General features: G+C 37.2%; 11 protein-coding genes. 2 read left to right on the forward strand and 9 right to left on the reverse strand.

Features of this window, described 5'->3' with window-relative positions; translation table 11 throughout:
* Positions 1 to 5: 5 nt before the first annotated feature.
* The 9 genes from PLJ10_07975 to lpxA all read right to left on the reverse strand — a co-directional run bounded on the left by PLJ10_07975 (position 6) and on the right by lpxA (position 12,676).
* Complete coding sequence (locus tag PLJ10_07975; GenBank protein ID HOK09586.1) at positions 6 to 1,343, reverse strand: cytochrome ubiquinol oxidase subunit I; 1,338 nt, start codon at positions 1,341 to 1,343, stop codon at positions 6 to 8.
* Positions 1,344 to 1,475: 132 nt separating this feature from the next.
* Positions 1,476 to 2,621 carry a uroporphyrinogen decarboxylase family protein gene (locus tag PLJ10_07980; protein HOK09587.1) on the reverse strand — a complete coding sequence of 382 codons (1,146 nt, stop codon included), beginning with the start codon at positions 2,619 to 2,621 and terminating at the stop codon, positions 1,476 to 1,478.
* A 31-nt stretch (positions 2,622 to 2,652) separates the two neighbouring features.
* The gene (locus PLJ10_07985) at positions 2,653 to 3,939 is read right to left on the reverse strand and encodes a 4Fe-4S binding protein (GenBank protein HOK09588.1); all 1,287 of its coding nucleotides are present in this window, start codon (positions 3,937 to 3,939) and stop codon (positions 2,653 to 2,655) included.
* 524 nt (positions 3,940 to 4,463) lie between these two features.
* Positions 4,464 to 5,300, reverse strand: a complete 837-nt coding sequence (locus PLJ10_07990; GenBank protein HOK09589.1) for a helix-hairpin-helix domain-containing protein — start codon at positions 5,298 to 5,300, stop codon at positions 4,464 to 4,466.
* Positions 5,301 to 5,365: 65 nt separating this feature from the next.
* Positions 5,366 to 6,787 (reverse strand): transcription termination factor Rho, encoded by a 1,422-nt coding sequence (rho, locus tag PLJ10_07995; protein ID HOK09590.1) that lies wholly within the window; start codon positions 6,785 to 6,787, stop codon positions 5,366 to 5,368.
* 119 nt (positions 6,788 to 6,906) lie between these two features.
* Positions 6,907 to 9,627, reverse strand: a complete 2,721-nt coding sequence (gene polA / locus PLJ10_08000) for a DNA polymerase I (protein ID HOK09591.1) — start codon at positions 9,625 to 9,627, stop codon at positions 6,907 to 6,909.
* A gap of 20 nt (positions 9,628 to 9,647) precedes the next feature.
* Positions 9,648 to 10,769, reverse strand: coding sequence for a lipid-A-disaccharide synthase (gene lpxB / locus PLJ10_08005; GenBank protein ID HOK09592.1), 1,122 nt, complete (start codon positions 10,767 to 10,769; stop codon positions 9,648 to 9,650).
* Positions 10,766 to 11,728, reverse strand: a complete 963-nt coding sequence (locus tag PLJ10_08010) for a Gfo/Idh/MocA family oxidoreductase (protein HOK09593.1) — start codon at positions 11,726 to 11,728, stop codon at positions 10,766 to 10,768. The genes lpxB and PLJ10_08010 overlap by 4 nt, the downstream gene beginning before the upstream one ends.
* 84 nt (positions 11,729 to 11,812) lie before the next feature.
* Positions 11,813 to 12,676 (reverse strand): acyl-ACP--UDP-N-acetylglucosamine O-acyltransferase, encoded by an 864-nt coding sequence (gene lpxA, locus PLJ10_08015; protein ID HOK09594.1) that lies wholly within the window; start codon positions 12,674 to 12,676, stop codon positions 11,813 to 11,815.
* A 381-nt stretch (positions 12,677 to 13,057) separates the two neighbouring features.
* Here lpxA and ispH point away from each other — a divergent pair, with 381 nt between their 5' ends.
* Positions 13,058 to 13,978, forward strand: a complete 921-nt coding sequence (gene ispH / locus PLJ10_08020) for a 4-hydroxy-3-methylbut-2-enyl diphosphate reductase (GenBank protein ID HOK09595.1) — start codon at positions 13,058 to 13,060, stop codon at positions 13,976 to 13,978.
* A 30-nt stretch (positions 13,979 to 14,008) separates the two neighbouring features.
* Positions 14,009 to 16,849 (forward strand): FAD-linked oxidase C-terminal domain-containing protein, encoded by a 2,841-nt coding sequence (locus PLJ10_08025; GenBank protein HOK09596.1) that lies wholly within the window; start codon positions 14,009 to 14,011, stop codon positions 16,847 to 16,849.
* Positions 16,850 to 16,853 lie beyond the last annotated feature (4 nt).

Here is a 16,853-nt window from a genome sequence, read left to right on the forward strand (position 1 = left end):
AGAGTTTAGTGAGTTAGGACCTCAGGTCCCTTTTTGATTTTTTTCAATAAAAGAAATATATAAAGGATAAACAATACTGAGTATATTGTGGTAAACATTATCATCGAACCTAAAACTTGGCTTGCAGATACTCCAGGACTTATTCCATCCTTTGTACGTAGCAAATTTTGAACAATCCATGGCTGTCTACCCACTTCCGCTGCTATCCATCCGAGCATATTGGCAATATAAGGCAACGGAAATGAAAAAACAAAAATCCATAATAACCACCGATAATTAAACAGCGTGCCTCGCCACCATAAAAACATAGACAACGTTGTAAGAAGAATAAAAAACATACCTAACACTGCCATAATGTGAAAAGAAAAGAATGGCAGTGCTACTGGTGGTCGATCTTCAGGTGGAAATTGGTCTAAGGCTGTAACAGGCTTTGTAAAATCAAAATACACAAGGAAACTCAGGAATCCTGGGACGGCAACTCCATAATCGACACGTTGTGCCTGCTCATTTGGGATTCCGAATAAATAAAAGGGTGTACCTTCCCCAGTCGTCTTAAAATGCCCTTCAAATGCTGCCAATTTAGCGGGCTGATGTCTGGAAACTACAATGGCTTGATGATGCCCTGCTAATAAAACTAAATACGCACCTATGCATCCAAAAACCAATGCTACCTTTAAGGAATATTTAGCAAAGTTTTCATACTTGCCTTTCAATAAATAGTATGCAGATATACTCATTACTACAAATGCAGAATTGACAATTGCACTAAAAATCACATGTGAGAACCTTCCTATTGTGGAGTAATTAAAGAACATTTGCCAAAAATTTGTAATTTCTGCCCGTGGTCCTAAGGCTGTCTCTACAACATGATAACCTGCAGGCGTTTGTTGCCATGAGTTTGCCACGATAATCCAAAGAGCGGAGAGTGTTGCCCCTAATGCAACCATTAATGTAGCGAAAAAGTGCATCTTCTTCGAGACACGATTCCAACCAAATACTAAAATCCCTAAAAATGTAGATTCAAGGAAAAATGAAATTAACGCTTCTGCTGCGAGAGGCGAACCAAACACATCTCCTACAAAACGTGAGTATTCTGACCAATTTGTACCAAATTCGAACTCCATTACAATCCCTGTTGTAACTCCCATAGCAAAAGTAATAGCGAATATTCCTGTCCAGAAACGGGACATTTTGTCGTAAAGGTCTTCTTCTGTTTTAAATCTCTTATAGGACATAAAAGCCATAATCCAGCCCAAACCAATTGTTAACGGCGGGTAAAGATAATGGAATATTGCAGTTAGAGCAAATTGGATACGGGCAAGCATTAAAGCATCATTAAGCATAGTTAGTTCCTCATTGGTAAATTAATGATTTTTTATGCACAATTATAATAATATTTTATATAAATTTCTCCTATCCATAAACCGACAACAAAACTTTTTTGTTTTCTATTCCTAAAAACTTTTTTGTTTCCGCTAATAATATTTGCATTTCCTTGCTTCATCTGCATAAGCACAAATGAGGTCAAGTGAAGCATTAAAAAAGTGATCTGATGGTGATAAAATATATCCTCCTCCTTCGCCTGCTTGCTCAAAACATTGTCTAACGGCCTTTCGTGTTTCTTCTTCTGTAGAATTAATAAAATAATGGAATTGGTCAAAACCACCTATCAAACACACCTTGTCCCCTACTCTTCGTTTAGCTTCCGCAAGATTAACATCACCACCCATTCGTGGCGGTGTTAATGTTTCAATTGCATCAGGCTTCATACTGACAATTAACTCCAGTATCGGCATCATACCTCCGCAGGTATGATAAACCACTTTTTGTCCTTGTTTGTGAGCCTCCTCGATTAGTATAGAATCATACGGGGCAACAAATTCTTCAAAAATTTTAGGTGAAATTATGGTGGATGAAGCATCTCCGCCACCTAATTCTAAAATATCATACTTGGCTCCTTTTAGTGATTTTATGGTTGTTATTTTTCTATCCTGAAGAATTTTTAAGGATTCGTGAACCCACATAGGGTCATCATATACTTGTAAAATTAGGTTTTCTATACCAAACATGCACGCCAAATCTTGCCAACATCCTGGTTGTCCAAATATATCAAAACACGGCATAATTGTTCCCCGTACAAGTCCTCGTTCACCATAGGTTTCTGCTGATTGATTTATGTGCATGACATCATAGATAGGCTTTGTCATATATTGAAGCAGGTCAATATCTGATTTTTTTTTAATGGGTCGTTCTAAAAGCCAAATGGTATACTCATTGAACTGCCGAACAGCACTTAATTTACCTTTAGGAGTTTGTATTGTTACTTTTTCTGTTGGATATGTCCCATTCCATGATAGGACTTCAACGTCAATTCGCCACTGGTCTGATATGATAAATCGTTTTTTCTCATCCCAGTACTCATTGAGTTGTGGATTAGGCTTTAAAGGCTCAAGCCACAATATCGGGTCTAAACCAAAATAATCAAAAAATGGCTGGACATCCATCCCATTAAGGTATGTATTCAAGAAATAAGGCATAACATGATGAGTTGTGACAGGCAATCGGTCTGGTTTTTGGAGTGATAATGCCGTTAAAAACCTGTTTTTAGCTGTCATCGTCATAAATAGTACCTTTTGACTTCTAAGTTATAGATTATTCTGAACGAAGGATTTTTATGGCTTGATTAAAGAAAATAGAGTTTAATGGTTTTATAGAATATAACGCTTTACCAGCAGATGTCTTTTCGAGTACAGATAAAATATAAGCGAATGCACGGTATGACAATTTCTCGGGATTTTCTAAAATGAGGTCTGATAAAACACCTCTTTCAACTGCTCTTTGGACCATTCGTTCAAAAGCCGTTTCTGGAGGAAGAACGCGTTGTGGTCGGGGTTTCATATTTATTGCACCAGATTTACACACTGTTGAACACACTCCACATCCTAAACAAAGTGTATCATCTACATCAGCAGTGGATGGTTGATTATCTAACTCCTTTACCTTCTTTAGTTCAATAGCTTGAACTGGACATACCGCTGTACATTTGCCACAACCTTTACATTTCTCTTTGTCAACTGACATAACCCAGTTAGAGGTTTTAATTGCATGTTTAATATTACATGTGCGGATAGCATTAATCAAGGAACAACAACAAGAACAGCAATTGCATAAAAATGTAACTCCCTGCTGGACATTATCTCCAATCTGTACTAATTGATGTTTTTTACAGTTTTCAACAATGTTCATTGCATCCTTGGTGGTAATTTGTTTCGATATTTTCATTTGTATCATTGCATCCGCACCACCATTTATCGAGATGCAAGTTTCTAATGGGTTTGAACATGCCTTACCAAGATGCTGATTATTATGACGGCATGCACATAAGCCAACACTTACATTGGATGCGGTTTCAATTATCTTTGAAACTCGTTCCCAATCTAGAACTTCAGTAGATACCTCCTTTTCGTCAGGAAGTGACTCTTCTCTTACAAATGCACGAGCGAATGGATATTTTGTATCAAAGGAGGCGTAAATAAAATTCTGGTTTTTCTTTATATATTGGTCAAATAACTCGGCTAATTGGGGAACCGGAAGGTTGTCTCGAATACGCATCATAATAAATTCGAATATGCCACCTAAAACAGGAGCAAGAGCAAAGAAACGTTCCTGCCCTTTCTTTACATCAACTACAAGTCCTCTTAATGCTAATTCTGAAAGTTTATCTTCTAAAGCCTGCGGTTCCATTTTAAGTTTTTTCGATAGTTTAGATAGTGGAGTAGGACATGTCGGGAGTTGACGTGCAAGATTGGCTTCTTCTGGCGTAAATAACATTTTCAGAATTTCAAGTAAAATAGGTGATTCTGGTGCAGTTGTTATAAAATGATCCATCTGCTTCTGTAATAATTGATATTCTCTCTGAGGATTTACAATGTGACCCATAATAACATCTCCAATATTGTTAAATATTTAGAATACCATTTTTTCTTTTATTTTTACCAAATAACAAACATACTTTTTCTTTTGTTAAAAATAAATAAATTAAACTGGAACAACATATCCCGTTTTAAGATTTCCACATGTATTTTTACCTGAAATAATGAGTCTGAAATTAACTTTTCCACAACTTATACACAATAAATTTATCAATTAGGGTTATCGTGGCAAATAATTTGCAAATTATTTTGTATCAATTAGTTATGACATAACCTATATATTATGCCACTAAAAATGTAGGGGAAAATAGATGACAAATTTTAATTTTATACACATTCACATAAAATTAGTTTTTCTGTTTTTTGAGGTTGATTAAACAAAGTGATAAATACCCCCCAAATAATGATGATTCCATAAATTATGACTCTTGATTAGGGACACTATATCCCTCTTATTTACTTCCTAAATAGGACTACCCTTCTGTAATTTATATAAAGTTTTTATGCTCCCCGACATTGTATAAACGTCTATTATGGTGGAGTTACTGTAACAAAGGGACGGATTTTCTCAAAACGTTTAGGACCAATACCTGAAACAGATGTAAGTTCGTCAATAGAATCGAAAGGTTTTGTTTGGCGATAGGAAATAATTGCATTAGCAAGGGCAGGACCGATTCCAGGTAATGTTTCTAATTCCTTTTGTGTAGCATGGTTAATATCAATTAAATTCGTCGTAGAATCTTTGGAATTACTCCCCGAATTTGATATGCTTCCCCCTGTATCTGGGTCTGCTCCATTTATTTGTTCATTTTTAGTATTAGAAGGGAGTGATATATTAGTCGGTAAAGTATAAAAAGAAGGTTGAGAGGGGCCTTTTGCTTTAAGATTTTTTCCATCAAACTCGATTTTTCGTTTTTCAGGAATGATAACTGTTGTCCCATCTATTAATGGTGCGGCGAGGTTTAGATATCGAGTTTCTGCATTAGGATTTATACCCCCTGCCATATCAATTAAAGTTTGTAATCTTGAATTTACTTCTAACCAGTACAATCCAGGCTTTTGTACAGCACCTTGGATTGCAACAGCAATCAAGGTTTCTTGTGGATGAGATTTATCCTGCGACTCTTGTTCCTGTTTTGTTTCCTCTATTTTTATTCCCGTATCAATACGTTGTGTAGGAATAGGAGCTATAGGGATAACCTGAGTAGGTATTTCAATAGTCTGAGTTGCAGAGTTATTATTGCTTGTTTGTTTTTTATTTTCATTCCAATAGATAACCGCAGCGGAGGTAAGAGAAATTGCAATAATAACCGCTATGAGAGCGTATTTGCCGTAAAACCACTCTTTATCGCTGAGAACAACTCGCAAATTTACTTCCTGGCTTAGAAATCCTTCTTTTTATAGAACAGTTTAATATAACTGTGAAGTTATTTTCACATTTTTTGCATACTGTTCAGGAAATCGGCATTGTTCTTTGTCTTTTTGAGTTTTTCAATCAGGAGTTCTGTGGCTTCAACTGTATCTAATGGGCTCAGAACACGGAGTAATAACCAAATCTTTTCGAGGTCTTCTTTTGGAATTAACAACTCTTCTTTTCGTGTTCGAGAAAGCATAACATTAATTGCTGGGAATATTCGTTTCTCCATCAGACGTCGGTCAAGGTGAATTTCCATATTGCCAGTGCCTTTGAATTCTTCAAAGATTACATCATCCATACGACTTCCTGTGTCTATTAAGGCGGTAGAAAGAATGGTCAAGCTTCCACCTTCTTCAACTTTTCGTGCTGCACCGAAAAATCGCTTTGGTTTTTGCAAGGCATTGGCTTCAATACCTCCAGAAAGAACTTTTCCACTGGAAGGCACAAGCACATTATAAGCACGGGCAAGTCGTGTCATTGAGTCCAAGAGAATAACAACATCTTTTTTATGCTCAACCAACCGTTTCGCCTTGTTCAGTACCATTTCTGCCACTTGAACATGTCGGTCGGGTGGTTCATCAAAGGTAGAAGCTATCACCTCAGCAGCAACCGAACGACGCATATCAGTAACCTCTTCAGGTCGTTCATCAATAAGCAAAACAATAATAGTTACTTCAGGATGATTTTTTGTTATGCTATTTGCAATTTTTTGCAGTAGCACTGTTTTTCCTGTGAATGGGGCGGCAACAATAAGTCCTCGTTGGCCTTTTCCGATAGGTGAAATTAAATCCATAATTCGCATTGCAATTTCATCTTGAGTTGTTTCGAGCACAAAACGTTCATTAGGGTGTAAAGGTGTTAGACTATCAAAAAGTAATCGTTGATGAGCCATTTCTGGCGGGTCTCCATTTACAGACTCCACCTTTAATAAGGCAAAATATCGTTCTCCCTCCTTTGGAGGCCGTACATGCCCGCGAATTGTATCCCCTGTTCGCAAACCGAACTTACGTATTTGTGAAGGTGATACATAAATATCGTCAGGTCCTGGCAGATAAGATGCGTCTGGAGAACGAAGAAATCCGTAATTATCAGGAAGGATTTCAAGTGTCCCTTCACCAACTACAGACCCTGAATGTTCAAAACTCCTTTGCAAAATTTTAAAGATAAGGTCTTGTTTTTTAAGTGACCCAGGGTCCTCAATGGAAAGATTCGTTGCGATTTCACTCAATTGCTGGACAGACATTTTTTTAAGGTCCGCAATAGCAATTTCTGGACCGTCTGTCCGAATTTCATCAAACTCTTCCTCCGCAATATCGAGAACTGGTGGTTTTTTAGGTTGATTCTGGTGATTAGTGCGGTTGTTTCGATTGTTCCGATTACTACGATTTTGGCTTTGATGAGAACTTGAACGATGCGAATAAGTTTTCTTGTTTCCCATAGACCTATACTTCCATTGATTTTGTTGTTTGTTGTTTACAGTGGAATGATGTTCATTCATAAATAAACCCTTAATTTTAAGGCGGAACTATTCCGCTCATATTTACTACTTTGTAATGATTAATGAGCCTCAGCCCAATTATTACCTAAACCTATATCAACTTTTAGAGGCACCCGCAGTGTTACTACTTTCTCCATAATTGATTTTACCTGATATGCAACATCTTTTGCTTGTTTTCTTGGTACCTCAATCAATAATTCATCATGAACCTGTAATAATAATCGTGCACCTACATCCTGTAAAAAATGGTCAACTTCAATCATCGCCTTCTTAATTATATCAGCAGCACTACCTTGTACAGGAGTGTTTACTGCCATTCGTTCTGCAGATCTTCTTACGACCTGATTTGAACTATTCAAATCCGATATATACCTTCGCCGATTGAACAACGTTGTTATATATCCTTGTTTTCGTGCTTCTTCAATAGTCTGGTCTAACCATTGTTTCACCTTTGAAAACCGTTTAAAGTATGATTCGATAAATTGACTTGCTTCAGAAGTGCTAAATCCGACCGCTTTCGATAATCCGTATGGGGTCATACCATAGATAACACCAAAGTTTATGGCTTTAGCCTGACGTCGATGTTCATCTGTTACTTTATCAAATGGAATCTCAAATATCTGTGCAGCCGTTTCACGGTGAATGTCGCGGTCATTATAAAAAGCACTGCATAATGTTGGGTCTTCAGAAAGATGGGCTAATATTCTTAACTCAATCTGCGAATAATCAGCAGATATCAATGTCCAGTCTGGGCTGGACGCAATAAAACCTTCTCTTATTCTTTTACCATAATCAGTACGTATTGGTATGTTTTGCAAATTGGGGTCGCTACTGGAAAGTCTTCCAGTGGCAACTACTGCCTGATTAAATGTTGTATGAATCTTACCTGTATTGGGATTTACTAATTTTGGTAATGCTTCCACATACGTATTGAGCAATTTTTGCAATGTTCTGTATTCAATAATCAAAGCAGGCAGTGGATGTTGGCTTGCTAATTCCTCCAGAACTTCAATATCTGTAGAAGCCCCTGTTTTCGTTTTTCGCAAAGGTTTTAGCCCCAACTTATCAAAAAGGACAGATTGGAGTTGCTTTGGCGAGTTAATGTTAAATTGCATATCTGCCGTTTTATAAATTTCCTGTTCCAATAATTGTATGCGAGAACTTATCTCTTCCTTCAGTGCTTGGAATACGTTAAGGTCCATAGTGATTCCATTCTCTTCCATTCGGGCAAGCACCGAAATTAGAGGTACTTCTATTTCACGATATAATGTGTCTAATGATTGTTCTCTTAATTTTTCTTGAAGTATGGGATATAATAAATAGATAATCTCTGAGCGTTGAGCAGATTTGTTAATTTTTACATTTCGGTCATCATTTTCTTGCTGAGAAGAGTGCGAAGTATCTTCTTGTAACAGGCGATAATCACCTAAAAATCTACCTGCTAATGCCTCCAACGAATGGTTATTTACATTTGTATCGACAAGGTAGGAAGCTAACATAACATCCATTTCAATCCTTTGTAATTCAATATCATACTTATGAAGCAGTTGGATGGATTTCTTCAAATCAAACCCCAGTTTCTTTAAATTTTCATTTTGAAAAATAGACCTGATTGCCTTTTGATATTCGGCATAATGTAGGTCACTTTTTTCGTCTCTTAAATTTTTGAAGGGAATAAAATAATTACGTTTTTCTTTGAGGGAAATTGCAATACCCACTACATCTGAATTAAGTATACCACCATTATGGGTAGCAAGGTCAAATGAAAAACAGTCCTCAGATTCGATTTTATTTAAAAAATGTTCTAAATCATCTTTCTTATTTATAACAACAAATGGCTGTTTGTTTATTTCCATTTGTTTTTTGTGTTCTGATGAGGTTAGTTGTAGTTCACGAATTAAGGACAGAAAAGAAAGGTTGTGCAGTTCTTCACGTAGTATCTCTTCGTTGATAGGTTTACGTTTCAAATCCTTAATACTAAAACCTATTGGTGCATCTTTGCGAAGTGTTAATAATTTGCGGAAAGAAAACACATCCTCTTTATGGTCTTCTAATGATTTTTTAATTTTTCCTGAAATTTCGTCGAGATGTTTATAAAGATTTTCAAGTGAACAATATTTTTCCATTAGTTTTTTTGCAGTCTTATCACCGATGCCTGGGACACCTGGAACATTATCGGCAGAATCTCCAATAAGCGCAAGTGCATCTGGCACATGTTGCGGGTCTGTTCCAAAACGTTCCCACACATCTTTTTCAGAATACCACTTTCCGTTCTCCCCTTTGTACGGGTCATACATCTGAATGTCAGAACAAATCAACTGCATAATGTCTTTATCCCCAGAAACCAAAACGACCTCATAATTTTCGTTTTTAGCCTTTTCTGATAGCGTAGCTAAAATATCATCCGCTTCATAACCCTCTATAAAAATATGTGGTATTTGTAAACTCTCAACAAGGTGAATTGCCATAGGAATTTGGATTGTTAATTCTTTAGGTGGTTCAGGGCGGTTGGCTTTGTATTTTGCGTACATTTCCTCTCGAAACGTTTTTCCAGGAGCATCAAATACTGCGGAGACGTATTCAGGTTCATATTCACGCAATACTTTAAGTAGAGCACGTGCAAAGCCGTATACCGCATTAGTGGGTCTACCCTCTTTATCCTTTAATGGAGCTTGAATAGCATAAAATGAACGGAATATAAAACCCATACTATCAAAAAGGAATAGCCTTTTTCGCTCTGTATTTTCTTGTTGATAGGAAAATAAATCTCCCTGACTCATGAAACATAACCTTTATATAATCACTTTACAGGGTATAAGCCCAAAGTTTTTAAAATTTCTATTGCGGTTCGTTTCCCTGCTCCGGAGGGACCTAATATTTCCCTTACCTCATCAAAAGCATATAACATATTATCCCTAAAAGTCGAATTTTTTATCAAATCTATTATTAAAGACAAAATATGTTCTGGGGTGGCTTGGTTTTGGATTAATTCAGGGACGACCTGTTTTCCAATAAGTATATTAACAATTCCGACATATGGTATGCTTACTAATTGACGTGCAATGTAATATGTTAACGGATGAGTCCGATAAACAAGCACAAAAGGCATTTTAAAGAGGGCTGATTCTAATGTGGCAGTGCCAGAGGCTACAATACCTGTGTGAGCATTTCGTAATACTGTTTCCATCCCCTTCTCACAAATATTTAAGGGAAAATCTCCTGCAATTGCCTGTACCACGTTCATATTCTCTTTACTTAGAACAGGAACCATAAACTCGGTATCGGGATATAGGCTTAAAAACTTTTGAGCTGTTTCTAACATTACAGGGAAAATCCGCTGTATCTCCTGATAACGACTACCAGGCAATAACGCAATGCGATAAGGAGGTTCGGAAAAATCTAATAGTTTTCGGGGTTCAGGGATTCGATCCAATAATGGATGTCCTACATATACACAATCAACACCTGCTTGTTGGTAAATAGGCACTTCAAAAGGAAAAATCACAAGTACTTTTTGAACTAATGAAGCAATTTTCCTTGTCCGTGATTTTTTCCATGCCCAAACCTGTGGGCTAATATAGTAAATCATCGGTATCCCCAATCTTTTTATAAGGGGAGCAATATGGAGGTTAAAGCCAGGATAATCTACAAGAATAACTAATTCTGGCTTATATTCTTTAATCCATTCTAAGGTTTTTTGCATTAATATTTTTATTTGTCCTAAATGCTTTAATACCTCGAAAAAACCCATAATTGCATTTGAGCAAAGGTCATGGAGTAATACAAACCCCTTTTCCTTCATGTTTTCACCGCCTAAACCGACATTAACAAGTTCAGGGCGTAAATGTTTTAACTCTTGAATTACTTCTGCACAATGTAAATCTGCGGATGGGTCGCCTACTATCCAAAAAATCGTGTTCACTTTATACTCCGAATTTGTTCAACAATCTGAGTAGCTAATTCCAATGCTTTTAAGCCATCTTCACCTGTCACCTCTGGAGGTGTTCCATTTCGGACAGAATTTATAAATGACGTTAATTCTACCCGTAACGGTTCTTCATCTGACACATTAATCGGGGTAATTTCGATAAATTCCATTGGATTACAATTTTGTGGAATAACTCCTGGTTTTTTCCGATAAATCAAGAGACTTTGAGAACTATAATCTGTGGAAACATACTCTTTATCGGAAAATATCCGAATTTTTCTTAATCGGTCCATTGAAACTCTGCTCGCTGTTAGATTGGCTACACAGCCCGATTGGAAACGAATGCGAACATTGGCAATATCTTCTGATTGTGAGAAAACCGCAACTCCGACTGCGTCCAATGAGACAATAGGACTGTTCGTTAAGCATCGAACAATATCAATATCATGTATCATCAAGTCATGAATAACACTTACATCTGTTCCTCTGTTGGGGAAAGGGCTAAGCCGATGACATTCAATAAATCGTGGCGTCTCAATTAAATTAAATAGGGCTCGAACCGCTCCATTGAAACGTTCAATATGCCCAATCTGTAAAACACATCCTTTTTCTTGGGCTTTTTCAATCAATCTTTTTGCTTCCTGAATATTTGATGCTATAGGTTTCTCAACCAAAACATGGATACCTGTCTCTAGCAAAGGAATTGCTATCTCCGCATGAGTTGAGGTAGGAGTACACACAGAAACGATATCAACCCCTTTATTTAAAAGGTCACTTAGATTTGTATATGCAGGAACATGAAAATCTGTTTCTGCTTTAATACGTCGTTCCTCAGATATATCTACCACACCTACTAATTGAACCTCATCAATATCTGAGTAAATTCTTGTATGATGGTATCCTAAATACCCAAAGCCAACCACTCCAGCTCTTAATGTGCCATTATTCCTCATATTGAATATTCCTGACTAAAGGTTTATAGAGATACCCCTTTGTTATCCTATCATAAAATATTTTATGTAAACCATTTTTATATATTAGACCAATTCATCACTAATAGGGTTAACCTGTGCTTCTTGAGGAGACAAAGGTCCTTTTGATAATCCACGTTTAGACTTTTCAATAAATTCAAGAATGACTCTCCGTTCATGGCTATCAGGAATTTCTTTCTTTATGGCTTCAACTGCTTGTTGGGTATTCATATTCGACCGATAAAGAAGGCGATACATGTGACGAATCTGGCTAATTGCTTCTGAACTGAAACCCTGACGTTGCAACCCAATAACATTCGGTCCAAAACATTGGGCAGGATACCCTTCAGTAATCATATATGGTAGCACATCTTTACTTACACGGGACATAGCACCTACAAAAGAATATTGACCAACAGTACAGAACTGATGAATGCCACTTAAACCTCCAATAGATGCATAATCTTCCACTATAACATGTCCCGCTAATGCAGAATTATTCGCCATAATGACCCGATTACCAACGATACAATCATGAGCAATATGTGTGCAAGCCATAAAAAGGCAATTATTCCCAATTATCGTGGCTTTTTCGATATCGGTATCATCTGGATACACTGTACTCGAACTCACGGTTACAAATTCACGGAAGGTATTATTATCACCTATACAAGTTCTTCCAAATTTACTTTTGATATGCTTCAGGTCTTGTGGCATCACCCCAATTTGTGCTCCACTGAAACAATGATTATTTTTCCCCATTACTGTGCCAGCCCCAATGACACAATAGGGTCCAATAATACTATTATCACCGATAACCACATGTTTTTCAATTATCGCATAGGATTGAATTTCAACATCGTTACCTAATTCAGCAGACGGATGGATGATTGCGGTAGGATGAATTTTCACTGCTGTCCCTTTCTTCATATATGATTCCAATATTATTTACTCAATTCATTTACTAAATCAAACTATGAATCTGTTTAACGCTGTCCCTAAATATAAGAGGAATCCATTACTTTAAAGTCATAATAAAAGACTATATTATATTTACTTTCATTTCACAAAACACAATATATCTGTTTACCTGATAAATAAAATGTAAATCCGAAAAATATTTAAAAAGTTAACAGCCCATCAATAGGATGGAATAGATAAAGAGATAAGATAGAAGGGACAAATGCGAAGACACCTTAGCAAGGATGCGAAACGATGTTTTAATAAGATAAACTATATTTCTTTAGGGACGCTCACAACTAAGTTCAAATATATAGAACAAATTTAGTAGAAGTAAAAAAGGTTAGAATATTGCATATTATACTTGCAAAACCGCGTGGCTTTTGTGCTGGAGTTGAGCGGGCAATCCTTTGTGTTGAACGTGCACTCGACCTTTTCGGTAAGCCAGTGTATGTATTAAATCATATTGTTCACAACACTCATGTTGTGAATTCTCTTCGTGACAAAGGTGCCATTTTTGTTCGGGATATTAACCAGGTTCCCGAAGGGTCAATCCTTCTTTTTAGTGCTCATGGGGTTAGTCCAAAACAATGGGAACAAGCAAAAGAACGGGGACTAAAAATCATTGATGCAACATGTCCGCTTGTGGAACGAGTACACCGTTCCGCAAAAAAATATGCAGAGCAAGGATATAATATTATTTTGATAGGTGACTCTGGACATGATGAAACCATTGGAACTATGGGCTGGGCACAAGGTCGAGTTGTATTAGTACAAAATGTAGAGGATGCTAAAACAGTATCTATTCCAGATACGAAACATATCGCTTATATAACACAAACAACTTTGAGCATCGAGGACTGCAAACGAATAGTCGATGTTTTACGGGAACGATTTCCCGATTTAAAATCTCCACCCAAAGGGAATATTTGTTACGCCACAACCAATAGGCAAAAGGCAGTGCATGCACTTGCAGAGAGAGCAGATATGGTTATTGTTGTCGGCGACCATGAAAGTGCCAATAGCCGTCGACTTGCTGAAATTGCAAAGGGTATGGGCAAACCTTCCTATTTAGTACTGGACGAGACAGAAATTCAAAAAGAATGGTTAACACAAGCAAAAACGATTTTAATCACATCAGGGGCTTCCGTCCCAGAAGAGCATGTTCAATCTGTTGTTAAACATTTATGCTCTATTGAACCTTGCGAGATTGAAGAGGTATGTATTGCTTCCGAAAATATTCATTTCCGACTTCCTACTAAGATCCGCTAAAATAGTGCTTTTATATTGGAGAAATAATTGATGGACTGGAATAAAATTCTCGAAAAGGTAGCCAAGGAAAATCCAAATCTCGACCTTCGAACAGACCGACTGTCTCGCTGGCTTTACGCAACAGACGCTTCATTTTATGAACTCATGCCTGCAGGTGTGGCTTTCCCAAAAAACACAGAAGAAGCACAAACTTTTGTCGTAAAGGCAACATCAGAAGGGATACCGATAATTCCAAGAGGTGCAGGTTCAGGATTGAGTGGAGGTGCTCTTGGAGAAGGTTTGATTATCGATATGTCGCGTTATATGTGTGCAATAACAAATATAAACTCGGAAGCAAGAACGGTATGGGCAGAAGCAGGTGTCGTTTTGGATAATTTAAATGGAGCATTAAAACCATACGGACTTATGTTCGGTCCTGATGTGGCAACAAGTTCCCGTGCTACCATTGGTGGAATGATAGCCAATAATTCTTCTGGCGCTTTTGTACACCATTATGGTATCACAATAGACCATGTTGTTGCGGTAGAAGTTATTACTTCAAAAGGTGAGATTCTTGTTTTAGACAAAAATAATTCTGACACATGGAACGCATTTAAAAAAATCTCTGCCGCAGTAGAAGCAAATATATCCGAAATTAAAAGTAGATTCCATGATGAGATAAAAAAGCGTTGGCCTGGATACGCATTAGACCGCTATTGCAATATAATTCCATGCCCAGTTCCACTTCTTGGTGGTAGCGAAGGAACATTGGCTTTAATCACAAAGGCAAAGTTGAACTTGGTTCCTATACCCCGAAACCGTTCTTTATTCGTTTTTGTGTTCCATACAATAAAAGATGCTATGGAGTCTATCGACACATTAATGCAGTTTCAACCAGCGAGTATCGAACATATTGACGATGTCCTTTTCAATCAAACGAAAGGACAACGAGTTTTTGAACCTATCCGCCAATTTTTAGAATTAGACAAATCAACTCCAAAATCTCTCCTATTTGTTGAATTTTTTGATCCTCCGGATGACCTTATCCAAAAAATAATTAAATTGAAAATAGGGGTAAAAACATTCTTTTGTAAAACTGCTGAAGAGCGAAACATGCTCTGGGAATTCCGTAAAGCAGGTTTGTCTCTCCTTACAGGAATGGTCGGTCCTGCTAAACCTGCCACAGGAGTTGAAGATACAGCGGTTCGTCCAAAAGATTTACCTACATATGTAGAAGAATTAATAGAAATTATGAATCATTACGGTGTTGTAGCATCTTTTTATGGGCACGCCTCGGCTGGATTATTACATGTCCGACCTGTAATTGATATTCACGAACCAAAAGAGCAAATCAAATTTCGCAACCTCGCAACAGAGGTATTTGCCCTTGTTCGCAAATATCGCGGAACTTTTACAGGTGAACACGGCGTTGGAATGGCACATTCAGAGTTTATTAAAGACCAGATAGGCGAAGTCCTCTTCAAGATTATGAGGCAAATTAAGCAAGAATTTGACCCCTTAAACTTGATGAATCCTGGGAAAATCGTGGATACAGACCGATTTCGTTTTCACGAAAACCTACGATGGGAGAAACTTAATCTACCATTTGAACCTTATCTGGCTTTTGCATTTAAAGACAACTCTTTTCTTGGTAACTTAGAGCAATGCAATGGTTGCGGTGCGTGCCGAAAAGAAACACCAAATATGTGTCCTACATTTATCGCAAGACATGAAGAAATTCTATCAACGCGGGGCAGAGCCAATATTATTCGTCAAACAATTAAACACGCTGGTTCTGAAAAATATAAACTGAACATTCCCGAATTAAAAGAAGCCCTTAAATACTGCCTTGCCTGCCGTGCTTGCACTGTTGAGTGCCCTTCAAATGTAAACATGGCTCTACTAAAAGCAGAATTGCTCCACGCTCTTGATAAGGAATACTTGCCAAAATTAACAAAATTACTTCTAAGTCATATCGACACGCTTGGTAAACTTGCCACATTGACACCAACCATTGTTAATTATAGTCTTAAAACAAAATGGATAAGAAAAATTTTGGAACAACTTACAGGAATTGTTTCTGAACGACCACTACCTAAATATGCCACCGAACCATTTCATAAATGGTTTTATAAAAAATATCAAGGTTGGACAACAGAGAAGGGTAAACGTGGAACAATTATCCTTTGGGATGATTGCTTTACAAAATATCATGAACCGGAAATAGGTAAAAGTGCTGTGAATGTATTAACATCAGTAGGTTATCAAGTTGAAATACTACCAAACCACAGTTGTTGTGGAAGACCTGCTTTCAGCGTAGGAAATCTTGAGTACGCACATAAAAAAGGAGAGCATAACTTAAATTTGCTTTCAGAACGGACAGAAACCATCGTCTTCTTAGAACCATCATGCTTCTCTATGTTCTATGAGGACTATAAAGAACTAAATTTGGAAAAGGCAAAGTCTGTCGGGAAACGTTCCATATTAATAGAAGAGTTTCTAAACAATCTATTAGAGGATGAACCTCATTGTTTACCCATAGTAAACGGGAAAAGTGTTCAGGTTGCATTACATGTCCATTGTCACGCCAAATCTACCCGTGGTGTTGACCCTATGACACGGGCATTTTCACTCATACCTAACATACAGGTTCAACAGTTAACGTCTGCGTGTTGCGGTATGGCAGGTGCTTACGGCATCATGAAAGATACATACTCATTGTCATTAGAAGTCGGAGAACAACTAAAACACCAAATTGAAATATTGCCTGATAAGACACAAATCGTTGCTTCTGGAACAAGCTGTCGTCAGCAAATTTCATACCTGACAAATCGAGAAGTAAAACATTTTATTCAACTAATAGATGACATTATCAAAAAAGAAAGTAATTAGCGTC

The sequence above is a fragment of the Candidatus Hydrogenedens sp. genome, assembly GCA_035361075.1.
GTDB lineage: Bacteria > Hydrogenedentota > Hydrogenedentia > Hydrogenedentales > Hydrogenedentaceae > Hydrogenedens.

Excerpts from the sequence above, each read along its gene's own strand:
- PLJ10_07975 (HOK09586.1), bottom strand. The coding sequence starts at position 1,343 with ATGCTTAATGATGCTTTAATGCTTGCCCGTATCCAATTTGCTCTAACT.
- PLJ10_07980 (HOK09587.1), bottom strand. The coding sequence starts at position 2,621 with ATGACGATGACAGCTAAAAACAGGTTTTTAACGGCATTATCACTCCAA.
- PLJ10_07985 (HOK09588.1), bottom strand. The coding sequence starts at position 3,939 with ATGGGTCACATTGTAAATCCTCAGAGAGAATATCAATTATTACAGAAG.
- rho (HOK09590.1), bottom strand. The coding sequence starts at position 6,787 with ATGGGAAACAAGAAAACTTATTCGCATCGTTCAAGTTCTCATCAAAGC.
- polA (HOK09591.1), bottom strand. The coding sequence starts at position 9,627 with ATGAGTCAGGGAGATTTATTTTCCTATCAACAAGAAAATACAGAGCGA.
- PLJ10_08010 (HOK09593.1), bottom strand. The coding sequence starts at position 11,728 with ATGAGGAATAATGGCACATTAAGAGCTGGAGTGGTTGGCTTTGGGTAT.
- lpxA (HOK09594.1), bottom strand. The coding sequence starts at position 12,676 with ATGAAGAAAGGGACAGCAGTGAAAATTCATCCTACCGCAATCATCCAT.
- PLJ10_08025 (HOK09596.1), top strand. The coding sequence starts at position 14,009 with ATGGACTGGAATAAAATTCTCGAAAAGGTAGCCAAGGAAAATCCAAAT.